Annotated in this window: 19 protein-coding genes, 1 other RNA gene and 1 pseudogene; 18 read left to right on the plus strand and 3 right to left on the minus strand. The window is 59.4% G+C overall.

Annotated elements, in window-relative coordinates:
- The first annotated feature begins 20 nt into the window (after window positions 1-20).
- A complete protein-coding gene (locus ONG87_RS09075; RefSeq protein ID WP_122478416.1) occupies window positions 21-1,187 on the plus strand; it encodes a putative zinc-binding metallopeptidase in 1,167 nt (388 codons plus the stop codon).
- 314 nt (window positions 1,188-1,501) lie between these two features.
- Here ONG87_RS09075 and ONG87_RS09080 read toward each other — a convergent pair whose 3' ends face one another.
- Entirely contained in the window at window positions 1,502-1,984 is a 483-nt protein-coding gene (locus ONG87_RS09080) for a GNAT family N-acetyltransferase (protein WP_192054468.1), read from the minus strand.
- Window positions 1,985-2,209: 225 nt separating this feature from the next.
- Here ONG87_RS09080 and ffs point away from each other — a divergent pair.
- The 6 genes and pseudogenes from ffs to ONG87_RS09110 all read left to right on the plus strand — a co-directional run bounded on the left by ffs (window position 2,210) and on the right by ONG87_RS09110 (window position 8,427).
- Window positions 2,210-2,306, plus strand: an RNA gene (gene ffs, locus ONG87_RS09085) — signal recognition particle sRNA small type.
- A 203-nt stretch (window positions 2,307-2,509) separates the two neighbouring features.
- Window positions 2,510-4,851 (plus strand): annotated as a pseudogene (gene dnaX / locus ONG87_RS09090) (DNA polymerase III subunit gamma/tau).
- A 75-nt stretch (window positions 4,852-4,926) separates the two neighbouring features.
- The gene (locus ONG87_RS09095; protein ID WP_122478410.1) at window positions 4,927-5,253 is read left to right on the plus strand and encodes a YbaB/EbfC family nucleoid-associated protein; all 327 of its coding nucleotides are present in this window, start codon (window positions 4,927-4,929) and stop codon (window positions 5,251-5,253) included.
- 318 nt (window positions 5,254-5,571) lie between these two features.
- Window positions 5,572-6,606, plus strand: a complete 1,035-nt coding sequence (locus tag ONG87_RS09100) for an NADP-dependent oxidoreductase (RefSeq protein ID WP_122800126.1) — start codon at window positions 5,572-5,574, stop codon at window positions 6,604-6,606.
- 65 nt (window positions 6,607-6,671) lie between these two features.
- Complete coding sequence (recR, locus tag ONG87_RS09105; RefSeq protein WP_185793511.1) at window positions 6,672-7,274, plus strand: recombination mediator RecR; 603 nt, start codon at window positions 6,672-6,674, stop codon at window positions 7,272-7,274.
- 274 nt (window positions 7,275-7,548) lie between these two features.
- Window positions 7,549-8,427: a PhzF family phenazine biosynthesis protein gene (locus ONG87_RS09110; protein WP_264382701.1), complete on the plus strand. Its 879-nt coding sequence runs from the start codon at window positions 7,549-7,551 to the stop codon at window positions 8,425-8,427.
- A gap of 18 nt (window positions 8,428-8,445) precedes the next feature.
- On the opposite strand, the gene ONG87_RS09115 is transcribed toward ONG87_RS09110, so the two are convergent.
- On the minus strand, window positions 8,446-8,775 hold the full coding sequence (locus ONG87_RS09115; protein ID WP_192056177.1) for a YceK/YidQ family lipoprotein: 330 nt from the start codon (window positions 8,773-8,775) through the stop codon (window positions 8,446-8,448).
- Window positions 8,776-9,147: 372 nt separating this feature from the next.
- Here ONG87_RS09115 and rfbB point away from each other — a divergent pair, with 372 nt between their 5' ends.
- The 11 genes from rfbB to ONG87_RS09170 all read left to right on the plus strand — a co-directional run bounded on the left by rfbB (window position 9,148) and on the right by ONG87_RS09170 (window position 24,542).
- A complete protein-coding gene (rfbB, locus tag ONG87_RS09120; protein WP_264382702.1) occupies window positions 9,148-10,218 on the plus strand; it encodes a dTDP-glucose 4,6-dehydratase in 1,071 nt (356 codons plus the stop codon).
- Window positions 10,215-11,114: a dTDP-4-dehydrorhamnose reductase gene (gene rfbD / locus ONG87_RS09125; RefSeq protein WP_264382703.1), complete on the plus strand. Its 900-nt coding sequence runs from the start codon at window positions 10,215-10,217 to the stop codon at window positions 11,112-11,114. The genes rfbB and rfbD overlap by 4 nt, the downstream gene beginning before the upstream one ends.
- Window positions 11,115-11,370: 256 nt before the next feature.
- On the plus strand, window positions 11,371-12,816 hold the full coding sequence (locus tag ONG87_RS09130) for a mannose-1-phosphate guanylyltransferase/mannose-6-phosphate isomerase (protein WP_122478398.1): 1,446 nt from the start codon (window positions 11,371-11,373) through the stop codon (window positions 12,814-12,816).
- Window positions 12,817-12,957: 141 nt separating this feature from the next.
- Window positions 12,958-14,319, plus strand: a complete 1,362-nt coding sequence (locus ONG87_RS09135; RefSeq protein ID WP_192136699.1) for a phosphomannomutase — start codon at window positions 12,958-12,960, stop codon at window positions 14,317-14,319.
- 2 nt (window positions 14,320-14,321) lie between these two features.
- Window positions 14,322-15,116: an ABC transporter permease gene (locus ONG87_RS09140; RefSeq protein ID WP_264382704.1), complete on the plus strand. Its 795-nt coding sequence runs from the start codon at window positions 14,322-14,324 to the stop codon at window positions 15,114-15,116.
- Window positions 15,113-16,330, plus strand: coding sequence for an ABC transporter ATP-binding protein (locus tag ONG87_RS09145; RefSeq protein WP_264382705.1), 1,218 nt, complete (start codon window positions 15,113-15,115; stop codon window positions 16,328-16,330). Before ONG87_RS09140 ends, ONG87_RS09145 begins: the two co-directional genes overlap by 4 nt.
- Window positions 16,327-17,910, plus strand: a complete 1,584-nt coding sequence (locus tag ONG87_RS09150; RefSeq protein WP_264382706.1) for a bifunctional 2-polyprenyl-6-hydroxyphenol methylase/3-demethylubiquinol 3-O-methyltransferase UbiG — start codon at window positions 16,327-16,329, stop codon at window positions 17,908-17,910. Before ONG87_RS09145 ends, ONG87_RS09150 begins: the two co-directional genes overlap by 4 nt.
- Complete coding sequence (locus ONG87_RS09155; protein WP_264382707.1) at window positions 17,910-21,659, plus strand: glycosyltransferase; 3,750 nt, start codon at window positions 17,910-17,912, stop codon at window positions 21,657-21,659. The genes ONG87_RS09150 and ONG87_RS09155 overlap by 1 nt, the downstream gene beginning before the upstream one ends.
- 83 nt (window positions 21,660-21,742) lie before the next feature.
- On the plus strand, window positions 21,743-22,213 hold the full coding sequence (locus tag ONG87_RS09160) for a GtrA family protein (protein ID WP_264382708.1): 471 nt from the start codon (window positions 21,743-21,745) through the stop codon (window positions 22,211-22,213).
- A gap of 14 nt (window positions 22,214-22,227) precedes the next feature.
- Window positions 22,228-23,082, plus strand: a complete 855-nt coding sequence (locus ONG87_RS09165) for a polyprenol monophosphomannose synthase (protein ID WP_264382709.1) — start codon at window positions 22,228-22,230, stop codon at window positions 23,080-23,082.
- A complete protein-coding gene (locus tag ONG87_RS09170) occupies window positions 23,040-24,542 on the plus strand; it encodes a hypothetical protein (RefSeq protein WP_264382710.1) in 1,503 nt (500 codons plus the stop codon). The genes ONG87_RS09165 and ONG87_RS09170 overlap by 43 nt, the downstream gene beginning before the upstream one ends.
- Before the next feature lie 95 nt (window positions 24,543-24,637).
- Here ONG87_RS09170 and ONG87_RS09175 read toward each other — a convergent pair whose 3' ends face one another.
- Entirely contained in the window at window positions 24,638-25,630 is a 993-nt protein-coding gene (locus ONG87_RS09175) for an acyltransferase (RefSeq protein ID WP_264382711.1), read from the minus strand.
- Window positions 25,631-25,801: the final 171 nt, after the last annotated feature.

Genomic DNA, 25,801 nt, shown 5'->3' on the forward strand with positions numbered 1-25,801 from the left:
GCAGGCCACCGGAGATCGCCATGTATCGTTTTTTCGAACAACTCAGCACCCGAATCACCGCCCCATTCGCCAAACCGGAAAACCGTCACAGCAAGGTATGGGAATGCACCTGCGGACAGTCGATCTTCTTCCGCAACAGCCAGTGCCTGGCATGCAATGCCTTGCTCGGTTTCTGGCCGGCCAAGAATGTCTTGTCCACTCTCGACGCAGGTCCCGAAGCAGGCAGCTGGCGCCTGCATGCCGCCCCCGACGCAGGCCTGTTCCGCCGCTGCGCCAACCTCGATACCCCCGCAGCCTGCAACTGGCTGGTACCGGCAGAGAAGGGGCCCGCAGCCCTGTGCACCGCCTGCAACCTGAACCGGACCATCCCCGACCTGAGCATTCCGGAAAACCCCGAACACTGGCGCAAGGTTGAAACAGCCAAGCGCCGTCTGATCGCGCAACTGATCAACCTCGGCCTGCCGGTCATCGCCAAGACCGAAGACGAAGCCACCGGCCTGGCGTTCGACTTCATCGGCACCGACCTCAATGGCAACGCGCCCACCACTGGCCACGCCAATGGCCTGGTTACCCTGGATATCAAGGAAGCCGACGACGCCCACCGGGAAAAGGTCCGCGTGCAGATGCGCGAACCGTACCGCACGCTGCTCGGACACTTCCGGCACGAAGTAGGGCACTACTACTGGGACCGGCTGATCGCCGACACTCACTGGGTGGCCGACTACCGCCGCCTGTTCGGCGATGAAAGCCAAAGCTACGCCGACGCGCTGCAGCGCCATTACGACCAGGGTGCCCCGGCCGATTGGCAACAGAACTTCGTCAGTGCCTACGCCACCATGCACCCATGGGAAGACTGGGCGGAAACCTGGGCTCACTACCTGCACATGATGGACGCGGTGGACACCGCGTTGGGCTTCGGCATGAGCGCCAAGGAAATGGACCTCGACTATACGCCGTTCCCCCTGGCCACCCTGTATGACCCGGACCACACCAGCGGCCCGGCATTCCTCGCGTTCGTGAACGCCTGGATCGAACTGGCCGGCATGCTCAACGAGCTCTCACGCGCCATGGGTCAGCCCGACTTCTACCCCTTCGTGCTGCCACCGGCCGTGATCGCCAAGCTGCACTTCATCCACGTCGTCGTCCAGGAAGCCGGCGGTCGCGCCGATGACGTCCTGCAGGTGTGACACGCCGGCCGATGCCCGCACCCCCCTGTAGGAGCGGGCTCTGCCCGCGAAGAGGCCCGCACATTTACCGCCTCATCCGAAATGTGCACCGCCCATTCAAACGCCTTCGCGGGCAGAGCCCGCTCCCACAAGTTCCTGCAGCGCCACAATCCCAGGCCTACCCACGAACCCCTGTGGGAGCGGGCTCTGCCCGCGAATAGGCCCGCACATTCACCGCCTCATCCGAAATGTGCACCGCCCATCAAGACGCCTTCGCGGGCAGAGCCTGCTCCCACGAAGGCGGGGTAGCGCTGCTGCAAAGAGAGCTGCTGTCTCTAGAGCGCAAGCACGAACCTGCGCTCATAACCAATCCGTCCACGGTACGCTTCACCGCGATCCACCCATCCCAGCGCCTTGTACAACCCAATGCCCGCCACATTGTCAGCATCCACCGACAACTCCAGCTGTTGCACCCCAGGCCACGCACCCCGCGCTGCATCAGGCAGGCCTTCCAGACAAGCCCGCCCCAGCCCACGGCCCTGCATGCGCCGATCCACCTGCAATGCATGCAAGGTCGCCGCCTGCGGATGCGCCCATTCCGGCACGAATCGTCCATGCTTGAGCAGCAGAAATCCTTTCGGCACCTCATCCACCAGCAGCGCGAAACCTTGGATCTCACCATCGGTGCAGCCCAGCAAGGTATACAGCGCCATGTCCACATCCCCGGAATACTGCTTCTGCTCCGGGCGAATTTCGATATCCATCAATTGCTGCAGCTGTGTAGGCGACAAGTCGGGGTAGGGCGTCAGAACATTCATCGCAAGCACCAGGCAGGGGACATGTCGCGACGTTACCAATTCACATTACGGCTGTCGCTTGTCTTGCGCGCAAGCAATCCGCACCTATGCTGTCCCGTACAAAGCAGCCCACGCCAAGTCCCTGACAGCTCTACAAATTTTATCTCGCGCAACGGGTTGTAACTTCTGTCAGGACCGGTACAATGGCCCCCGCTCGCTACCAAGCGAGTGTCGTTATGGTGACCCTGCCGGTCCCCCCGCAACGATTACCCGTGAACCTGGTCAGATCCGGAAGGAAGCAGCCACAGCGGGAACATTGTGTGCCGGGGTGTGGCTGGTAGGGTTGCCACCTCTTTCAGAATTCGTCTTCGCACGGATTCATCGCATCACCCATCCCAAACCGATACCCAGGCGAAAACTCGCCATCGCTGATCTTTGCCGATGTTTTTTCAGGCGAACTCAGCAATAGCGCAGGGCACGGATGCAATTTCGGGCCTGCTCCATTAGCATTGGCGCTCTTCCGCTTTCATGTCGCGACGGTTTTCGATGAGTTATCAGGTTCTTGCACGTAAATGGCGTCCGCGCTCGTTCCGCGAAATGGTCGGCCAGACCCATGTGCTCAAGGCATTGATCAATGCGCTGGACAACCAGCGGCTGCATCACGCCTACCTGTTTACTGGCACTCGGGGCGTGGGCAAGACCACCATCGCGCGGATCATCGCCAAGTGCCTCAACTGCGAGACGGGCATCACGTCAACGCCGTGCGGTGAATGCTCGGTCTGCCGCGAGATCGACGAGGGTCGCTTCGTCGATCTGATCGAGATCGATGCCGCCAGCCGTACCAAGGTCGAAGACACCCGCGAGCTGCTCGACAACGTGCAGTACGCACCCAGCCGTGGGCGCTTCAAGGTTTACCTGATCGACGAAGTGCACATGCTGTCCACGCACTCGTTCAACGCGTTGCTGAAGACGCTGGAAGAGCCGCCGCCCTACGTCAAATTCATTCTGGCCACCACCGATCCGCAGAAGTTGCCGGCGACCATTCTGTCGCGCTGCCTGCAGTTCTCTTTGAAGAACATGACGCCGGAGCGGGTGGTCGAGCACTTGAGCCATGTGCTGGGTGTCGAGAACGTACCCTTCGAGGACGACGCGCTGTGGTTGCTTGGCCGCGCCGCCGATGGCTCCATGCGCGACGCCATGAGCCTGACCGACCAGGCCATTGCCTTTGGCGAAGGCAAGGTGCTGGCAGCCGATGTTCGGGCGATGCTGGGTACGCTGGACCACGGCCAGGTTTACGGCGTGTTGGAGGCATTGCTCGAAGGTGACGCCCGCGGTGTGCTCGAGGCCGTGCGCCATCTGGCGGAGCAGGGGCCGGACTGGAATGGCGTGCTGGCTGAAATTCTCAACGTGCTGCACCGCGTGGCCATCGCCCAGGCGCTGCCCGAGGCGGTAGACAATGGCCAGGGTGATCGCGAACGGGTGCTGGCGCTGGCACAGGCGCTGCCGGCCGAAGATGTGCAGTTCTATTATCAGATGGGCTTGATCGGCCGTCGCGACCTGCCACTGGCCCCGGAGCTGCGTGGCGGTTTCGAGATGGTGCTGCTGCGCATGCTCGCGTTCCGCCCCGCAGGCAGCAGCGACGGGCCCAGTCAACCGCTAAAGACAGTGGGGATCAGCGCGGCCACAGTTGATTCCACCCACTCCGTGGCAGCTCCAACCCCCGTAGGAGCGGTCAGCGGCCGCGAAGGCCCTGTTGCGGATGCCCAGGCAGACCGCGTCACGCCGTTCGCGGCCACGGACCGCTCCTACGAGATGCCCGCACCCTCGAACCCCCCGTAGGAGCGGTCAGCGGCCGCGAAGGCCCTGTTGCGGATACCCAGACAGACCGCGACGCGCCGTTCGCGGCCACGGACCGCTCCGACGAGATGCCCGCGCCCTCGAATCCCCCCGTAGGAGCGGTCAGCGGCCGCGAAGGCCCTGTTGCGGATACCCAGACAGACCGCGACGCGCCGTTCGCGGCCACGGACCGCTCCTACGAGATGCCCGCGCCCTCGAATCCCCCCGTAGGAGCGGTCACCGGCCGCGAAGTATCCCCCGCGCATTCCCAGACAGCCCCCGATCCCGTTATCGATCTGCCCTGGAACGATCCGGTCGCGCCCGCAACTGCGCCCACCCAGGAACCGATCCTGGACGTCGTCGCCGAGCAGCCCGCATTGACTCCAATGCCGGCGCCCACGCCTGCCAGTGCCGTGCCGGACGCCCCGGAAACCCAGACAGCCCCGCCTGCCGACGATGCCGAGCCCGCCGATTACACACCAGCCGGCATGGACCGCGACGACGAGCCGCCGCTGGACGAAGATTACTACGCCCCGGAAACCGACGGCGCCGCCTACAGCTACCTCGACGAGCTGGCCAGTGAAACCGTCCACCACACGCCTGTCGAAGCCGAGCCCGAAGTGCTGCCCGCCGCGCAGCCAGCGAGCGGGCTGGCTTTGCAATGGCTCGAGCTGTTTCCGAAACTGCCGATCTCGGGGATGACTGGCAGCATCGCCGCCAACTGTACCCTGATCGCCGTGGAGGGCGACGACTGGCTGCTGCACCTGGACCCGGCGCACAGCGCGCTGTTCAACAGCACCCAGCAGCGGCGCCTGAACGATGCGCTGAACCAGTATCATCAGCGCACGCTCAACCTGACCATCGAGCTGATCCGCCCGGAACAGGAAACCCCGGCGCAGGCCGCCGCGCGCTGGCGTGCGAATCGCCAGGCCGATGCCGAACAGTCGATTCAACAAGACCCGTACGTTCAACAAATGCTGCAACAGTTCGGTGCCATCATTCGCGACGATACGATTGAACCAGTCGAGGCGGTGGCCGGCCCAACGCGTTAAGTGCTCTTACCCAAGCCCGCGCAGGACGCCTTCGGCACTGCGCGGTCATACCCATTGACCTTTGAGGTGAACCCCATGATGAAAGGTGGCATGGCCGGCCTGATGAAGCAGGCCCAGCAGATGCAGGAAAAAATGGCCGAGATGCAGGAAGAGTTGGCCAAGGCGGAAGTGACCGGCCAATCGGGCGCAGGCCTGGTGAGCGTGGTAATGACCGGTCGTCACGACGTCAAGCGCGTGAGCCTGGACGACAGCCTGATGCAGGAAGACAAGGACGTGCTCGAGGATCTGATTGCCGCCGCCGTCAACGACGCCGTGCGCAAGATCGAAGCCAACAGCAAGGACAAGATGTCCGGCATGACCTCGGGGATGCAACTGCCGCCCGGCTTCAAGATGCCGTTCTGACCCAAAAATGCCAGGCCCCAAGCCTGGCATTTTTGTATCTGAGTGACCCAGATCCCCAAATCCCCAAGAGTGCAATTGCACATGTGTGTAAGTGTGCAAGTCTCAAGTGTTTGAGTCTCCAAGCATCCCCTGTGGGAGCGGGCTCTGCCCGCGAAAGCCACGCCGCGGTCTGTCTGGCACACCGCAGTGCGCCCTTCGCGGGCAGAGCCCGCTCCCACAAGTTTGCCGCGTCCCCCCTCTCAGGCAGCACCCAGTTGAACATCCCGCCACCCGATGCTGTCCTTTTCCTATAGCCACTTGCTGAAGGAATACCCCGCAATGTCCCAAGACCTGACCCTCAACCAGCGCTTCGTTCTCGCTTCCCGTCCAACCGGGGCGCCGACGCCGGAGAATTTCCGTCTGGAGCGCGAAGCCTTGCCGGATCTTGAAGACGGGCAAGTCCTGCTGCGCACCCTATACCTGTCCCTGGACCCCTACATGCGCGGCCGCATGAGCGACGCACCGTCCTACGCCGCACCGGTCGAAATCGACGAGGTCATGACCGGCGGCACCGTCAGCCGCGTAGAAACTTCCAAGCACCCCAAGTTCCGCGAAGGTGATCTGGTCGTCGGCATGACCGGCTGGCAGACCCACTGCATCTCCGACGGCAGCAATCTCACGCCGCTGCCCGCCGGCATCCCCAGCCCCTCCATGGCACTCGGCGTTCTGGGCATGCCCGGCATGACCGCCTACATGGGCCTGACCCACATTGGCCAGCCCAAGGAAGGCGAAACCCTGGTCGTCGCAGCTGCCTCCGGCGCAGTCGGATCGGTAGTGGGGCAGGTGGGCAAGATCAAAGGCCTCAAAGTCGTCGGCATTGCCGGCGGGCCGGAAAAATGCCGCTACGTCGTTGAAGAACTGGGCTTCGATGCCTGTGTCGACCACAAAAGCGAAACCTTCGCCGACGACCTGGCCAAAGCCTGCGACCAGGGCATCGACATCTACTTCGAAAACGTTGGCGGCAAAGTCTTTGACGCCGTCATGCCGTTGCTCAATGCTCGCGCGCGCATTCCGGTGTGCGGCCTGATCGCCGGCTACAACGCCACCGACCTGCCAGAGGGTCCGGACCGCTTCGCGCTGTTACCGCGCACCTTGCTCACCAAGCGCATCCGCATGCAGGGCTTCATCGTGTTCGACGACTTTGGCGATCGCCATGCAGAATTCTTCTCTGCCATGGTGCCGTGGGTTCGTGACGGCAAGATCAAGTTCCGCGAGGACGTGGTCGACGGTCTGGAGCGAGCGCCGGAGGCGTTCATCGGCCTGCTGCAAGGGCATAACTTCGGCAAGCTGGTGGTCAAGGTTTCCGACGCCTGAGCATTTGACGTGACCCGGAGGCGCGGGTATAAACCGCGTCTCGTCGTTACGTCAGGCCGCCTTCCATGAGCTTCAGCCCACTGATTCGTCAACTGATCGACAGCCTGCGCACCTTGCCCGGCGTTGGCCAGAAATCCGCCCAGCGCATGGCCCTGCAGCTGCTCGAACGCGACCGCAGCGGCGGCAGTCGCCTGGCCCAGGCGTTGAGCCAGGCCATGGAAGGCGTAGGCCATTGCCGCCAGTGCCGCACCCTCACCGAAGAAGAACTTTGCCCGCAATGCGGTGATCCACGTCGCGACGATACCCTGCTGTGCGTGGTGGAAGGGCCGATGGACGTCTATGCTGTTGAGCAGACCGGCTACCGCGGCCGCTATTTCGTGCTCAAGGGGCACCTGTCGCCCCTCGATGGTCTGGGCCCGGAGGCGATCGGTATCCCGCAACTGATGAGCCGTATAGACGAGCAGGGCACCTTCGCCGAAGTCATTCTGGCCACCAACCCGACTGTCGAAGGCGAAGCCACTGCTCATTACATCGCCCAGCTGTTGGCGAAGAAAGGCCTGGTGGCATCACGCATCGCCCACGGTGTGCCCTTGGGTGGCGAGTTGGAACTGGTCGACGGCGGCACCTTGGCCCATTCCTTCGCCGGCCGCAGACCCATCACCCTCTAACCAACCCACACCCTGTAGCAGCGGCGCAAGCCGCGTCGGCGGCACACGCGGTGGGTCGGAAGAATCACGGTGCTGCCGGACGCGGCTCGCGCCGCTGCTACAGAAAACATGCGAACCTGCGCCATACACCCCTGTAGCAGCGGCGCAAGCCGCGTCGGCGGCACACGCGGTGGGTCGGAACAATCGCGGTGCTGCCGGACGCGGCTCGCGCCGCTGCTGCAGAAAACATGCGAACCTGTGCTACGTCTCCACACCTCCATTTCCAGGGCCGACCATGCACCGTCTAGCGTTCAAGCAAGTCGATGTCTTCACCACCCAGCGCTTCAAGGGCAATCCGCTGGCGGTCATCCTGCAGGCCGAAAGCCTGACGCGCGAACAGATGCAAGAAATCGCCCACTGGAACAACCTCTCCGAAACCACCTTCGTGCTGCCCGCCACTCGCCCTGAAGCGGACTACCGCGTACGCATCTTTACCCCGAACTCCGAGCTACCCTTCGCCGGCCACGCCACCCTCGGCAGCGCCCACGCCCTGATGGAAGCCGGCCTGATCGAGCCGCGCAACGGCCGTCTGGTGCAGGAGTGTGCATTGGGCCTGATCGACCTCGATGTGGCCCGCCAGCCCGATGGCTCGCAGCTGATCACCTTCGAATTGCCGCCCGCAACGATCCAGCCAGTCAACGACAGCGATCATCGCGAGCTGCAGGCCGTGCTGGGGGTAAGCGTGGTGCGCGACCGCAGGCCGTGCTTCGTGACCGTTGGCCCACGCTGGCTGGTGGTGCAACTGCGCGACGCACAAACCGTGCTGGCGGTCATCCCTGACCTGGCGCGCATGGCCATCAACGACCACCGCACCAGCACCACCGGCGTGGTGATCTTCGGCCCGCACCCCGAAGGCAGCAACGAGCACATAGAAGTCCGCACTTTCGCGCCCACTTGCGGCATCACAGAAGATGCAGCCTGCGGCAGCGGCGGCGGGGCGGTCGCCGCGTTCATTCGTGCCACCGGGCAGACCGCCTCGCTGGGCTCCCAGCTGCGAGTCGCCCAGGGCGCTGCGTTGGGTCGCGCTGGCAAGATGCAGCTGTCGATCACCGATCAGTCGATCAAGGTCACTGGTGCCTCTGTGACCTGCCTCGACGGCTTCCTCAATCCCTAGGCTTCCCCAGGGCAGCGGTCAGCGACCCACCACCTCGATGCCGCCATCGTTGTGTTGCCGATACAGCGTATAGGGCAGCATCAGCGTGTCGAGGATTGCCGAGACGCCGATGTCCAGCGCGACGAAACTCATCTGCGGTCCGCTGCGCGAGTGGCCGGGCTTGGGCGCCTGGCCATGCAGCAGGCAGAAGTCATAGACCACGCCGCTGTACACCCGAGGCACAGCACCGCAGAACGACTCGGCTTCCTTCAAGTTGTCGCTGGTCACCACATCATCGCGAAACACCGTATTGATCGTGCCGCAACCCGTCAGCAGTCCCGCGACAACCACGCCTATCAACGCTTTCATTCCGGCCACTCCTTGTGTGAGATCGGCACTATAACCGTTTCCATCAGCTGGTTTCGCCAGGGCCGTGTTGCGCCTTTCGTCAGATGAAGGGAACTGTCATTTACGAAAAGGCGAAATACGTTGTCCATTGCCTCGCAAATCGAACAGGCCCGGTATCCATACGCCAGATATGAAAGATCAGTTACCTCTCGTAACAACTTTTTTGGCAGTGTGTTCAACCGGTGTTACAAACCTCGCTGTCGGCCCGTATGTGCCGTGGGGACAGGCCTTGGGTGGTTTGGTATCATCCGGCCTTTGAAAATCATGCATGCGTCAGACGCGCCCTGAATCGATCCAGCGCGTCTCATTTTTAACTTGATGGTGTTGTTTAACGTGAAAATCCTCGTAACCGGTGGTGCAGGCTTCATTGGCTCGGCAGTCATTCGCCATATCCTGGCAAATACCGACGACGCCGTGGTCAATGTCGACAAATTGACCTACGCCGGTAATCTGGATTCGCTCATGGGCAGCGAGCGCACGCCGCGCTACGCCTTCGAGCACGTCGACATCTGCGACCGCGCGCAAATGGATCGAGTGTTCGCCGAGCACCGGCCGGATCTGGTCATGCACCTGGCTGCCGAATCCCATGTCGATCGCTCGATCACCGGGCCTGCCGCGTTCGTCGAAACCAACGTGATCGGTACCTACACCTTGCTCGAAGCCGCGCGCCAACACTGGTCGCAACTCGACGCCGAGGCCCAGGCCGCCTTCCGCTTCCACCACATCTCCACCGATGAAGTGTATGGCGACCTCGAAGGCCCGGAAGACCTCTTCACCGAAACCACGCCTTACCAGCCCAGCTCGCCGTATTCCGCGAGCAAGGCCAGCTCCGATCACCTGGTCCGCGCCTGGCAGCGCACCTACGGGCTGCCGACGTTGATCACCAACTGTTCGAACAACTATGGGCCGTGCCATTTCCCGGAAAAACTCATTCCGTTGATCATCCTCAATGCCCTGGAAGGCAAGGCTTTACCCATTTATGGCAAAGGTAATCAAATTCGCGACTGGCTGTATGTCGAAGACCATGCACGTGCGCTGTATCAAGTGGTGACTGAAGGTGAGGTAGGGGAGACCTACAATATCGGCGGCCACAACGAGAAACAGAACATCGAAGTCGTGCACACGGTCTGCGCCTTGCTCGACGAGCTTTGCCCGCAGTCACCCCATCGTCCTCATGCGCATTTGATCACCCACGTACAAGATCGCCCCGGCCATGACGTTCGCTACGCCATCGACGCCAGCAAGATCCAGCGCGAGCTGGGCTGGACGCCGGTAGAAACGTTCGAGTCCGGTATTCGCAAGACCGTGCAGTGGTATCTGGATAATCCCGAATGGGTCAACCGCGTGAAGAGCGGCGCCTACCAGCAATGGATCGATACGAATTATCAAGGGCGTGAACTGTGAAAATATTGCTCCTGGGCAAGAACGGTCAGGTGGGTTGGGAGCTGCAGCGTGCCTTGGCGCCGTTGGGCAAGGTAGTCGCACTGGGCAGGAACATCGATGAAGCCGGTCTCTGCGGAGACCTGGCATCGCTTCAAGGGCTGGCCGAAACGGTGCGGCGCATCGCGCCGAACGTTATCGTCAACGCTGCCGCCTATACCGCCGTGGACAAGGCCGAGAGCGAAAAGGACACCGCCGACCTGATCAATCACCGGGCCAGCGCCGTGCTCGCCCGTGAAGCGCTCGATCTGGACGCCTGGCTGGTGCACTACTCCACCGACTACGTGTTCGATGGCAAGGGCGAGAAGCCCTGGCAGGAGAGCGACACCACGGTCCCCGTCAACTACTACGGCGCGAGCAAGCTGGCCGGCGAAGAAGCCATTCGCAAGTCCGGCTGCAAGCACCTGATTTTCCGCACCAGCTGGGTCTACGCAGCGCGTGGCAACAATTTTGCCAAGACCATGCTGCGTCTGGCCAAGGACCGCAAGAGCCTGAGCGTCATCAGCGATCAGATCGGCGCACCCACCGGCGCCGAGCTGCTGGCCGACGTCGTCGCCCATGCCATTCCCATGGCCGTGGCGAACCCTGACCTGGCCGGTACCTACCACCTCGCCGCTACGGGCGAAACGTCCTGGCACGCCTTTGCCAAGCTGGTCATCGAAAACGCCCGCCGCCAAGGCACCAAGCTGGCCGTGGAAACCATTGAAGCCATCCCCACCAGCGCCTACCCGACACCCGCCCTGCGCCCGCTGAATTCGCGCCTGGACACCACCAAACTGACCGAGCGTTTCGGCCTGACGCTGCCGCATTGGGAAGTGGGCGTGAAGCGAATGCTGGCCGAGATCAGCACCAAGCAATGATCGCTGAACTACTGGGCCAGGCCGGGTGTCCAAGCGCGAACGATTTGCGCTTGGCCCCGGGTTTCCTGATATTCTAGCCGCCACTTCCTTGACTCATCAGCAGCGAGCGGCTTCAGGGTTTGACGTATATGTTGTCTGCGGCGCAGGGAGCCGCCAGATCTTCGATGCGCAGCGGTGGTTTCCACCCCATGTACAGCTGGTCTACAGATCGATTTTCACAGTGCCGCTACACCGGCAAACAAAGGATCCAATACGCATGAACCTGATCCCCGTTATTCTTTCCGGCGGCGTTGGCAGCCGGTTGTGGCCCGTTTCGCGCGAGGCCCATCCCAAGCCATTCATGGCACTGCCTGACGGCCAGAACCTGATCCAGAAGACCTTCCTGCGCGCCTCCAAGCTCGAAGGCGTGTCCGAAGTGCTGACCGTCACCAACCGCGAGCTGCTGTTCAAGACCGAAGACGAATACCGCACCGTCAACAAGACCGGCCACGCCCAGGGCTTCATCCTCGAGCCGTTCGGCCGCAACACCGCCGCCGCCGTCGCCATGGCCGCGCTGCAGCTCAATGACTCCCACGGTCCCGATGCCCACATGCTGGTGCTGGCGGCCGACCACCTGATCCAGAACGAAGCCGCGTTCTCCGCCGCCGTCGCCAAAGCGGTCAAGCTGTCGGCAGAAGGCTGGCTGGTCACGTTCGGCATTCAGCCGCAGTACCCTGAAACCGGCTTTGGCTACATCGAGGCCGGCGTCGGCACCGGCCTGGAAGGCACCTTGAAAGTCGCCCGCTTCGTCGAGAAGCCAGACCTGGAAACCGCCAAGGGCTACGTTGCCGCGGGCAACTACTTCTGGAACTCGGGCATGTTCTGCTTCCAGGTCCGCAGCGTCCTCGAAGAGCTGAAGAAACACGCGCCGGACGTTCTTGCCGCCGCCGTTGCCGTCAAGGAAGCCTCGCGCCTGACCGAAGCACCGAACTACCGCTGCCTGGCACTGGACGCCGACGCGTTCGCCCAGGTCCCGGATATTTCGGTCGACTACGCCCTGATGGAGCGCTCGGACAAAGTCGCCACCGTGCCGTGCGACATCGGCTGGAGCGACATCGGTTCGTGGAACGCCGTCAGTGAACTGACCGGCGCCGACGAAAACGGCAACCGTTTCGAAGGCGAAGTGCTCTCTCACAATGCGCGCAACAACTTCGTCCACAGCGAAGACCGCCTGACCGCACTGGTTGGCGTCGAAGACCTGCTGGTCATCGACACCCCGGATGCCTTGATGATCAGCCACAAGGATCACGGCCAGGACGTCAAGCACATCGTCGGCCAGCTCAAGGCCAGCGGCCACCACCTGCACAAGCTGCACCGCACCGTGCACCGTCCGTGGGGCACCTACACCACCCTGGAAGAGGGTGAGCGCTTCAAGATCAAGCGCATCGTGGTCAAGCCCCAGGCGTCGCTGTCGCTGCAGATGCACCATCACCGCAGCGAACACTGGATCGTGGTCAGCGGCATGGCCGTGGTGGTCAACGACGACCGCGAGCTGATGCTCAACACCAACGAGTCGACGTTCATTCGTGCCGGCCACCAGCATCGCCTGAAGAACCCGGGCGTGATCGACCTGGTGCTGATCGAAGTGCAAAGCGGCGACTACCTCGGCGAGGACGACATCGTCCGTTTCGAAGACGTCTACGGCCGCGTTGACAAGGCCTGACCGATAAACCCCGCTTCGGCCTCTGCGCGTGCCTCCAATGCATGCGCAGGGGCCGAACTGCGCTGGTCGTTCGTCAGCGACCGTCCAATCTACCGACGTTCGCGCTCATCGCGCGTCGGCCACATAGAGCGAGCGATTGCCATGTATCCCCCTCTCCAGACCCGTTGCTTCAAGGCCTACGACATTCGTGGCCAAGTCCCTGCCGACCTCAATGACGACATCGCCTACCGTATCGGTCGCGCGCTGGTGTCCGAACTGCACGGCAAAGCCTATGTCGTCGGGCGCGACATGCGCCTGGAAAGCCCAGGCCTGGCCGCCGCCCTCATCAAGGGCCTGACCGAGGCCGGCGCCGACGTGCTCGACCTGGGCCTGTGCGGCACCGAAGAAGTCTACTTCGCCACCAGCCACCTCAAGGCCGATGGCGGCATCATGATCACTGCCAGCCATAACCCCAAGGGTTACAACGGCATGAAGCTGGTACGCGAGCACTCCAAGCCGATCAGCGGCGACACCGGCCTCGACGCCATTCGTGCCCGCGTTGAAGCCGGCAACTTCGACGACAAGGCCGCCACCGCTGGCCACGTGCGCGAAGTGTTCGACAAGAGCGCCTACATCGAGCACCTGCTCACCTACATCGACGTCAAGTCGCTCAAGCCCCTCAAGGTGCTGGCCGACCCCGGCAACGGCGCCGTCGGCCCGACCATCGAACTGCTCAAAGCCAAGCTGCCGCTGGAGCTGATCGTCATCAACGGCGAGCCAGACGGCAACTTCCCTAACGGCGTGCCCAACCCGCTGCTCCCGGAAAACCGCGAGCTGACCCGCAAGGCCTTGCTGGAAAACGGCGCCGACATGGGTATCGCCTGGGACGGCGACTTCGACCGCTGCTTCTTCTTCGACGACAAAGGCCGCTTCATCGAGGGCTACTACCTGGTCGGCCTGCTGGCTGAAATGCTGCTGAAGAAGCACCCCGGCAGCAAGATCATCCACGACCCGCGCCTGACCTGGAACACCATCGAACAGGTCGAAGCCGCCGGTGGCGTCGCCATCCAGAGCAAGACCGGCCACGCCTTCATCAAGGAGCGCATGCGCGCCGAAGACGCCGTCTACGGCGGCGAGATGAGCGCACACCACTATTTCCGCGACTTCGCCTACTGCGACAGCGGCAATATTCCGTGGCTGCTGGTGGCCGAGCTGATGAGCGTCACCGGCAAGACCCTGGCCCAACTGGTGGACGAACGCATCCAGGCGTTCCCGTGCAGCGGCGAGATCAACTACGAAGTCGCCGACGTCAAAGGCTCGATCGAGAAGATCCTCGCGTTCTACACCGCACAGAACCCCAACGTCGACCGCACCGACGGCATCAGCGTCGAGTTCGCCGACTGGCGCTTCAGCCTGCGAGGTTCGAACACCGAACCACTGCTGCGCCTGAACGTGGAAAGCCGCGGCAGTGAAGAATTGGTGGCTCAGCGTGTCGCTGAGATAGAGCGTCTGATCAAAGGATAATTATGTTTGGCATGTTGAGAGGGCTTTGGGAATACCGGAGCTTCGTGATCAGTTCGATCAAGAACGAGTTCATCGCCCGTTTCGCCCGAAGCCGTCTGGGCGGCCTCTGGATGATCATCCATCCATTGGCACAAGTTGCCATCTATGCGCTTATCTTGTCTAACGTCCTGGCAGCGAAGCTGCCGGGCATAGACAACAAGTATGCCTACGCGCTGTACCTGATGGCTGGAATGCTCGCCTGGAACTTGTTTGCAGAAATCGTTTCCAGGTGTCTGACCATTTTCATCGAGAACGGAAACCTGATGAAGAAGATGCGCTTCCCGCGTATCGCTTTGCCAGTCATCGTTGTCGGCTCCTGCCTCCTGAACAACCTGCTGCTGTTTGCAGCCGTGCTTGCAGTATTCGCCATTCTTGGCCATGCGCCCACGATGCAGATGTTCTGGTTGATCCCCATGACGCTGTCGGTCGTTGCGCTCGGCGTAGGCATTGGCCTGGTACTGGGAGTGCTGAACGTGTTCCTGCGCGACATTGGACAGGTGGTCCCCATCGTCCTGCAGATCCTGTTCTGGTTCACTCCTATCGTGTATTCGGTGAATATCATTCCCGAAGCGATGCGCGGTGCGTTGGTCTACAACCCGATGTATCCGGTGGTGACTTCCTATCAGAACATACTGGTTTATGGCACATCGCCGGATATGCAGCATATCTGGTCTGCGTTCGGACTTGCTCTGGGATTGATGCTGCTCGGACTGTTTCTCTTCCGCCGGGCATCGGCTGAAATGGTGGACGCACTATGAGCCTGCTTACCGTCAATAACCTTGGGAAAGCGTACAGGTCGTATCGTACTGAATGGCAGCGCATCGCCAGATGGTTCTTCCTTCCAGTAGCCCCAAGCGAAGAGCACTGGGTGCTCAAGCATGTGAGCTTCGATATTCAGCCGGGTGAAGCGATCGGGATTGTTGGTCAGAACGGCGCGGGGAAATCGACGCTGCTCAAGATGATCACTGGCACCCTTCAGCCCTCCGAAGGCAGCATCCAGGTCAATGGCCGTATTGCGGCCATTCTCGAGCTGGGCATGGGCTTCAACCCTGAACTCAGTGGCCGCCAGAACGTTTATCACGCGGCTGGCCTGATGGGGTTCAGTGGCGAGCAGATGGACACCGTCATCGACGATATCGAGGCATTCGCGGAAATCGGCGAGTACTTTGATGAATCGGTTCGCACGTATTCCAGCGGCATGCAGATGCGTGTGGCGTTCGCAGTAGCGACCGCTTTCCGTCCGGAAATTCTCATCGTCGACGAAGCTTTGTCGGTCGGCGACAGTTATTTCCAGCACAAGAGCTTTGATCGCATTCGCGAATTCCAGCAGCAGGGCACCACGCTGCTGATCGTTTCCCATGACCGTGGCGCGATCCAGGGCTTGTGCAATCGAGCCATTCTGCTTGAGTCGGGTACGGTCATCAAAGACGGTCCGCCTGAAGAAGTTATGGACTTCTACAACGCGATCATCGCCGAAAAAGAAAACTCCACGGTCAAGGTAGTTACCCTGGACAGCGGTGCGGTGCAGACCCGCTCCGGTTCCGCCGAGGCCAGTATCAAGAGCGTCAGCCTCGCCGATGCAAGTGGCGCAGCCGTCGAGTACGTACCTGTCGGCGAGCCCGTCACCTTGCGAATTCAGGTCGACGTCAATGTCGCCATCCCCGAACTGGTGGTGGGCTACATGATCAAGGATCGCCTCGGCCAAGAGGTCTACGGGACCAATACCCACCATTTGGGCTGCAAACTGGCCGCGCAGCAAGCTGGCGATGCTTTGGAGTACCGATTCGCCTTCGACGCCAACCTTGGCGTGGGTTCTTACTCAGTAGCCGTTGCATTGCACACTACCGACAGTCATATGGCGCATAACTACGAGTGGCGAGATCACGCTCTGGTCTTCAACGTCGTCAACGTCAATCGGCCACCTTTCGTGGGTGTTTCGTGGCTGCCGCCTGTGGTGGAGTACGTCAAGTGAGTGGAAATTTCTACCGTGCATTCGAGGATCGCCATCGAGGTACGCGGGAACTGATCAGTCAGCGTCTTATGGTATATCTACCCTTCATCACACCACTTCTGGAAGGTAACGGTTCCCGCCGTGCTGCCGACCTTGGGTGCGGTAGAGGAGAGTGGCTGGAGATTCTGATCGGCTGTGGTTTCGAGGCGAACGGCATTGATCTCGATGACGGGATGTTGGAAGCATGCCGAGAGCGCGGGCTGCCGGCGCAGCGCAACGATGCATTGAGCTATCTGGCGACCGTCGAAGACAACAGCCTGGCAATTGTCAGCGGCTTTCACATTGCCGAGCACATTCCTTTTCCAGACCTGCAGACACTCGTAGCCGAAGCGCTCCGAGTTCTGATCCCGGGTGGTGTGCTGATACTGGAGACACCGAACGCGGAAAATATCGCAGTGGGTACCAACGGCTTCTATCTGGATCCTACGCACGAGCGGCCGATTCCCCACCTGCTATTGAGTTTTCTCACTGATCACACCGGTTTCTCACGCTCCAAGCTTCTGCGCCTGCAAGAGCCTGATCAGCTCAAAGATCCCGATCAACCTGTGGACCTGCTGGCGGTCCTGTCTGCGGTGAGTCCCGACTACGCCATCGTTGCGCAAAAGCAGGCTGCGCCGGAGAGGCTTCAAGCCTTCGACGAAGCGTTCGACAAGCGTTTTGGCCTTGCACTCGATGAGTTGGCTCAACGCTACGACCATGCTCGCCACAACAGTATTGAAGAGCTGCGCACCCAGTCCGACGCCCAGGCAAAGAACGGCGTCTGGTTGGAAAACCTGATCGCTCAGGTTGCTGATCGCACGCTTGAACTCGAGATCAAAGCCCACAAACTCGACGTGCTGACCGAGCAACTGAATGGAAGAGTGCATGAGCAATTGCAGGAAATGCACGGCCAGTTGCATGAAACTGCGTTGCAGTTGGTCAGGGTCGAAGCGCAGTCCAAGGAAGCTGAACTGACTGCACGCCTGGAGCTCCAGCGAGTCCAGGCCGATGTGACTTACAGTGCCGTTGAGGCGCGCTCCAAAGAAATGGAAGTGTTCTTCAACGAAGCCGAAGCTCGTGCCGCCGGGCTACAGCGTCAGCTGGATGAGTCGCTGGGAAATGCCCACCTCTGGTACACCCGTGCCGTTGCTTACGAAGCGCATCAACGCGCCATGTTGACTAGCACTTCATGGCGTCTTACAGCACCCCTGCGTTTTTGCGCACGAGCTGCTGGGGGCGTTTTGAAGTCACCTCGGCAAACGGTCAAATGGTGCATCCGTGGCGTGGCCAATCGCGCTGTTCGGTTCGTACTGGCGCGCCCGCGTCTTAGCATGAAGCTGAACCGCGCACTGAAAAAATTTCCGCGACTGCATACGCGCCTGAGCAATCTAGCTCGCAATCGTACCGCCAACCAGCCCTACGCTGCCGGCACGACTCCCATGTCGGATTTCAATGCGTCCATGCAGGGTGACACCGCTTCAGGTTCGCAACGGCAGACTCAGCGCGCCCATGCCATCTACCAAGCGTTGGAAAGCGCGGCTAATTCGAAGGTTGAGAAGTAATGCGTATTGTTATTGACCTGCAGGGCGCCCAGGCTGAGAACCGCAAGCGTGGTATTGGTCGTTACTGCCTGTCGTTGACCCGTGCAATCGCTGCGCAGGGCAAACACGAAGTTATCGTGGTATTGAACGACGCTTTCGGCGAAAGCATTGACGAGCTTCGTCGAATCTTGGCTGACGTAGTTGCTCCGCAGAACATCAGGGTGTGGCACTCCCCTGGTGAAGTGGGGCAAATCAACGTCGAAAATGAAAAGCGTCGCCGTGCTGCCGAACTGGTCCGCGAAGCCTTTCTGGAAAGCCTGAATCCGTCCATCGTCCTGGTTTGCAGCTTGTTCGAAGGCCTTGTGGACAACGTGGTTACCAGCGTTGGAATGCTCAGTTCCAACGTACCTACGGCAGTGGTGCTGTATGACCTGATCCCACTGATCAATCGCGAACCGTATCTGGAAAACCCGCTCGTCGAACGCTGGTATGAAAACAAGATCGGACATTTGCGAAGCGCCAGCGCGGTTCTCGCCATATCGGAATCCTCTCGTAGCGAAGGCTTGAAATATCTTTCATTGCCTGCCACCAAAGTTACCAATATTTCCACTGCCGCCGACGCACCCTTTCAGCGCGTGTCAATCTCGGATGCCGAGCGCAGTGAGTTGTTTGACAAGTATGGATTGACCAGGCCGTTTTTGATGTACACCGGTGGGATCGACCATCGCAAAAATATTGAAGGCTTGATTGCCGCCTTTGCGGGCCTTGCCAAGAACATCAGAGATGACCATCAGCTCGCAATCGTGTGCTCGGTGCAGCCCCACGACAAGGCAAGACTGCTGGAGCTGGCAAAGAAGTCTGGGCTGAAAAATGGCGATCTGGTGCTCACAGGCTTTGTGTCGGAAGAAGATCTGGTCGCACTGTATAATCTGTGCCATGCCTTCGTTTTTCCGTCCTGGCACGAAGGGTTCGGTCTGCCGGCGCTGGAAGCGATGCATTGTGGTTGCGCCGTCATCGGTGCCAACACTTCCAGTGTTCCTGAGGTAATTGGGCTTGAAACTGCACTGTTCGATCCGCGCGATCAGCAGGCATTCACGGCGAAGCTGGAGCAGGTCCTCACCGATGAAGATTTCCGCAGCAAACTGCAGGCTCATGCGCTGACGCAAGCCGCGAAATTTTCCTGGGAGAAGTCCGCGGCCATTGCCGTGGAAGCGCTTGAGCGAGCAGTAGCCGACCACCTGACGACCCACGAAGGTGCTAACTATCCTGTACGCCGGCCTCGATTGGCCTACGTGTCTCCGTTACCGCCCGAGCGCAGTGGTATCAGCGACTACAGTGCAGAACTGCTGCCTGAACTGGCTCGTCATTACCACATCGATGTCATCGTGGCGCAATCCGCGATCTCCGATCCGTGGGTCAATGCGAATTGCCAGATTCGCTCCGTCGAATGGTTCGAGCACAACCACCGCGTATACGACAGGGTCCTCTACCACTTCGGTAACTCGAGCTTCCATCAGCACATGTTCGAGCTGATCAAGCGGATTCCGGGCGCCATTGTGCTGCACGATTTCTTCCTTTCCGGCATCGTCGCGCACTTGGAGTTTCACGGCATCGTGCCCGGTTTCTGGGTCAACGAGCTCTACGTTGCACACGGCTACAAGGCAGTCCAGGCGCGATTCACCGTGGAGCAGAAAGCAGAGGTAGTCTGGGCTTATCCGTGCAATCTCAGTGTGCTACGTGACGCGATCGGAGTGATTGTTCACTCCGAACATTCGCGTCGCTTGGCCACGGACTGGTACGGCCAGGGTGACCAGGACAAATGGAGCTATGTGCCACTGCTTCGTGTGCCCGATCACAGCGTATCGGCCGACAAGGCCGCCGCGCGTCGCGCGTTGGGACTTGAAGGCTACGACCTCGTCGTCTGCAGCTTCGGTTTGCTGGGCCCCAGCAAGCTTAACGACCGGCTTCTGGACGCTTGGCTCGCCTCCCCGATGGCCGCTGACCCCAAATGCACTTTGATATTCGTGGGCGAAAACGAAACCGGCGAGTACGGTGCGCAGATCTTCAAGCGAATCAAGAATCAGAACGGCGGTGAGCGTGTCAAGATCACTGGCTGGACTGATAACAAGACCTTCAAGTCGTATCTGGTGGCGGCGGATGTGGGAGTCCAATTGCGGACATTCTCTCGGGGCGAAACGTCCGCCACTGTTCTGGACTGCATGAATCATGGCCTGGCAACGATAGCCAATGCCAATGGAGGCATGGCTGATCTGCCAGAGCAATGCGTGGTGAAGCTGCAGGACAACTTCGAGGTGGCCGAGCTTACAGAGGCGCTCGTAGGTCTATGGCGCGATCCAGAACGACGCTCGTTGTTGTCGCAGAAGGGCAGGGCCGAGGTGCATACCAACCATTCCCCGCGTTACTGTGCAGATAAATACGTTCGAGCGATCGAGCACTTCTATGCGGATAACGCCAGCTCTATGCCTTCCTTGATCCGGGCATTGGAAGAATACGACGCACAGCCCCAGAATGCTCAAGATCGTGCTTCGCTTGCCAACAGCATCGATCGATCACTGCTACCCAAGTTCTATCAAAAGCAGTTGTTCGTGGACATTTCCGAACTGTGCCAGCGAGATGCCCGCAGCGGCATCCAGCGCGTGGTACGCAGCATCGTGCTGCACTGGCTGCTCAATCCGCCGCAGGGCTATCGCGTCGAGCCGGTCTATGCCACGACCGACGCACCGGGCTACTTCTACGCCCGACGCTTCACATTGGGCTTTTTGGGCTGTCCGATGGACGCTTTGGTGGATGAACCTGTCACCTACGGTCCTGGCGACACATTCATCGGTCTGGACTTCCAGCCGAGCGTGGTGCCGACCCAGCTACGCCAGCTAACCGACATGCATCGAGCCGGCGTCGAGATTCAGTTCGTGATCTACGACATGCTGCTGCTTGGACTGCCTGATTGTTTTCCGGCGCACGGGGCGGCGCTGCTGACCGATTGGTTGAAGGTGGTAAGCCGGTTCGATGGCATCCTCAGCATCTCCCAAGCTGTACAGAGCGAGCTCTCTCGGTGGCTTCAGGAAAATACACCGGCTGCAGGTCATAGGCCTCGTCTTGACTGGTTCCACTTGGGGGCCGATATCCTGGAATCTGCTCCCTCGGCGGGATTGACGAACGATATGTCCGTTACCTTGAGCAAACTCAAGCAGTCGCCATCGTTTTTGATGGTAGGCACGCTGGAACCTCGCAAGGGCCATGCCCAAGTACTTGAAGCATTCGAAATGCTTTGGGGAGCGGGCGAGCGTGTCAACCTGGTGATCATCGGCAAGCAAGGTTGGATGGTCGAAAGCCTGATCGATCGATTGCAGTCGCATCCTCAACGTGGCGAACAGCTGTTCTGGATTGAAGGAGCGAGCGACGAGTGTTTGGAAGCGATTTACGGAGTATCGACCTGTCTGATCGCCGGCTCTAAAGGGGAGGGGTTCGGCCTACCACTGATCGAGGCTGCCCAGCATAGGCTGCCAATCATAGCTCGTGACATTCCGGTATTCCGCGAGGTTGCTGGCGAACATGTTCACTACTTCAAAGGTGATACGGCGAAGGCCTTGAGTGAGGCCGTAGTGGAATGGCTCGGGCTGTACCGGGTAGGAAACCACCCACGCTCGGATGCGATGCCCTGGATGACTTGGAGCCAAAGCGCGGATGCGCTTTGGGCAGCCATGCAGCCAGTCTTGCGCGAGAAAGCCAAGGTTGCAGGGGGCGCGTAATTCTTATACCGTGTGCCGCATTTCATGTTTGAAAAATGCGGCCAACGGCCCCGGACTTATTCCCATCAAGGCGGCAGTCACCAGTGATTCCACGACTCATCGAAATCCTCAGCGGTATTGGCTACAAAATCGTTAGAGGGCTTTTACCGCTCACGCTGATATCGTTTCTTATCGTTGGTTCATTGGGCCTTGTAGTGCACATGTCGGTGCTTAAGACGCTGATGTATTTTGTCACTGACAACTTTCGATATGCAAATGCCTGTTCGATGGCGGTTGCCGCTACGTTTAACTATCTGATGAATAATCGTGCGACTTACAGCGATGTGAGTCTTTCCGGCAAGCGTATTGTGATCGGTTACATGCTCTATCTCTCCATCGCATCAGCGGGGCTTGGGTTGAGTCTGCTTATCTCCGGAGAAGTTTACGACCGCACGATGATGCCCATGGTATCAGCATTCTGTGGCATTGTAGTCGGCTCCCTGTGGAACTACTTCATGTCGTACAACTTTGTCTGGAAGCTTCTTTCAGTCAAGGACCGACCTGTCAAAATCTGAATAAGCGTCTAATCATGAAAAAACTAGTATTCTTTGCCACCTATAATGAAGCTGGCAACGTTGCTTCAATGATCGAGCGTATCGAACTTGCAGCGCCCGATGCCGATATTCTTGTCGTAGACGATAATAGTAAAGACGGCACGCTGGATATCCTCGCAGGTCTGGCTCGTCCTAATCTCAAAGTTATCGTGCGTCCAGGCAAGCTAGGGCTGGGTACTGCCCACTTGCTGGCCTGGAAATACGCGATCTTTCACCAGTACGATGTTCTCGTCACTATGGACGGCGATCATTCCCATGATCCTGCAGACATCCCCAAGCTGATCGATGGTCTGCAAGACAACGTCGATATGGTGATCGGCTCGCGTTACGCCAAGGGCGGTATCTGCGACTACACCGGCTACCGCTTGCGCGTCAGTCAGGCAGCCAACAAGGCAGCACGCCTGCTGCTCGGCATCAAGCTGACCGAGTTCACAACCTCCTATCGCGCCTTCCGTGTTTCGCGCCTGAGCGCCATCGATTTCGACACCCTGGTAGTGGGTGGGTATTCATTCTTCTTGGCTGTCGTGGTGCAGGCACATTTGCACGGGCTGCGTCTGGGCGAAAGGCCCATCCACTTCCACGAGCGCAATGCCGGCGTTTCGAAGATCCCCCCGCTGGAAATCTTCCGAGGCATGTTCAACCTGCTGCGTCTTACCGCTATCTGCCATCTGGTGAAGCCTGCGCACGATATCAGTAATGACCAGCTGCACTGCGATCACTGCGGCTGTGATTTTTCGAAGATGTTCGTCGATGAGAAGAAAACGTCGACCAAGACTGTTGAAGAGATATGCCTGAACTGTGGCGCCAAAACCGCCCGGGGGACCGTATGACAGGAGTTGTAACCGCTCATGATGAGCAAGGTAACCGCAGCGCCATTATCTTCCTGGTCTTCACTGCTTTGCTGGCCGGGCTGCTGTTTCCGCTGACGGGTTCGCTGGCAGGGACCCAGGACGGCGATGGCGTCCTGACAGCGTTGATCTCGACACAGCAATTGACTTGGTACTTCTGGGGTCAGGACCGCCTTCTCAATATCTTTCCGGCCATTGCTGCCCCCATCCAAGATGTGGAATGGAATCTTCACTTTCAGATTTTCCTGCGTAGCCTTTGTGCCTATCTAGCGCCGTTGGGTGTGCTGGTATTCATTCAACGCAATCCCCGCGTCCTCGCGGCCGCTGTAGCTATCACCAACATCATCCTCATCGTATCGATGAGCCAATACGCTCAGTTCAACGTCTACGTACAGCACAACACCTTCGGTATTTCGCTGGTGCTGTTTGCCGTGTCGTACCTTGTGTTCTGGTCATCGTTGCCAGCGGCGGCTCGATGGGTTCTGATTCTGCTGATCTGTAGCGTTGCGTACGCCACCAACTATGCACTGCTGATGTATTCGATCCCTGCCATCATCGGCTTCGGCATGCTGCGTCTTCCCGAGTGGCGCCGCTTCGCATCCTTTTTTGCCATCAACTGTGTAGCGGTACTGATCGCCAAGTACCATGCGCAAGCTTTTGGCGATCCGTCTACCGCATTTGGCTTGAACTTCACCCTTGAAGCCTATCCGCACGCGTTTGCCGTTTTGGCGGAGAACCTGAACCTCCCTGTACTCAGCGTCTGCGCAGTCATCGCTATCGTGTGCTTCGTGTCTAACAGGCAGAAACCTGTCCTCGAGTTCCTCGGGGTCGCACTGCTCGCGGTCGCGATGTTCATACTGCTGTGTGGTACGCAGTGGCTGCAAACCAATGCTTACAACATTCGCTACTACATCACGTGCGGCATCCTGCTGACTTCGCTGATGGGCTACGCCATTGCCGTCCATCTGGTAGAAAGAAAGCGCCCGGTGGGGTTCCTGTGCATTGCAGGCCTCGTAGCATGCTTGTTCATACCGCTGGGCGGCTTCAAATCCGATTATGACGAGCTGGTGAATCCCCGCTGGCGTCAGGACTCCAAAGAAATAGCCAAGGTTGCTCATGAAACGCAGGCACGTTTCGTGATTGGCGGCTTCTGGGACGTCTGGCCTACCGTGTTCGAAGCCGAAGAGCTGCGTGATGGTGAGCCGCAAATGGTCTATGGTGGCGCGTTTCGTGGCCACGCGTTGACCGAAGAAATCCTGGAATCGCTTCGTAAAGAGCCTGGGCAAAATGCGCTGTGCTTCCTCCCCGAGGTACAGGCATGCCTGGATGAGCTGAAGAGCAATCTGCGGACTGCGCCTGAAGTCAGTTTCTCAGGTAGCCCAGCAACTGCTGTGAGCGTCGCTGGTAAGCAAATGATTGAGTTCAAGGTCAGTGTGAACTGACCGCGATAGAAGGCGGGCTGGAGGTGACTCCAGCACGCTTTCCAAACATGGATCTGAAGTCTTCACTTCCCACGTTCTTACGCCACGATGTAGCGCTAAGTCGACTGCTCCGCCTCAAGGTTCACCGCTGCTTTCTTCTTCCGCAGCGTCTTGCGAAGCTTGATAGCAGGCAGCTCGATAGCGTGAAACGTCACCCAGGCACACGCAATCGATATCGCTATCATCAGGCCGAGCTCGAAGGTGGTAGGCGTTATCACGTCGAATTCACGTGCGATCCAGATCACCAGGAAGTGGTTTAGGAACACCCCATAGCTGATATCGCCGAGCAAATGATCCAGCTTGTTCGACGGTATAGCACTCAACAACCTGATGCACGGTGCCGCCACGCAAAGCCCAAGCAAAACTTCGCGGTTCCAGCCTAGCCATGTCTGCGGGTTTGTGATGGTGTAGCCGAAGCCCACGACTGCAGCCACCCACACGCCCCAGAACAGGCGGGTGTCTAACCTGCTAGGTTTGTATAACAAGCTGCCCATCAGGAACATGAAGAGGGTACCGGGCAGCAGGCGGTAGCCAAACCAGTCGGTATTCACATAGCCCACATAAGCGACCAGAAAAAATCCTAGAGAAAGTCCAAAGGCTATCTTTCTGAACCTGTAGATCAGGAGAAAGGGAATGGTTAAGTAGAAGCACACCTCGAGCCCAAGCGACCACGCGGGCGGGTTTATCACCTGGTCGCTCATGAACGGGAGCATGTAGAAATTAGCGGGCGCAATCGCCACGTTTAGCAAGAACGATTCTGGATCGATAGCTTTGATCCAAGGCTGCGGGGTGGCGATCGTGAAAAAATACAACGTGAACAGCAGCAGGTAGAACAGATACTGAGGCTGTAGGCGCATGGCTCGGTCGAGATAAAAGGCTGGCACCAGGTTTATGGCTTTGTAGTGCTTCTCGATCAGGATGGTCATTACGAAGCCTGACAGCATCAAGAACGAAATCACCGCCACAACACCAAAATTCATGCCGAAATAGGTACGCTGGGTGTGGGAGATCAGGACTGAGATTGCCAGGAGTAGGCGGAAGGTTCCCATTGGGTAAACGGTGCTCAGAGAAATTAGTAGGCGCGGTATAGCCGTTTAGCTCATGCGACTTAGCTTTGCAGTCCGGCTGTGGTGAATATTATACCTGATGGTAATTGTCAAATCATGGATTTCCATGGCCTGCGTGACTGTCGTTCAAGCAGCGTATAAATTAATTAAATT

The sequence above is a fragment of the Pseudomonas sp. MM227 genome, from assembly GCF_947090715.1.
Lineage (GTDB): Bacteria > Pseudomonadota > Gammaproteobacteria > Pseudomonadales > Pseudomonadaceae > Aquipseudomonas > Aquipseudomonas baltica.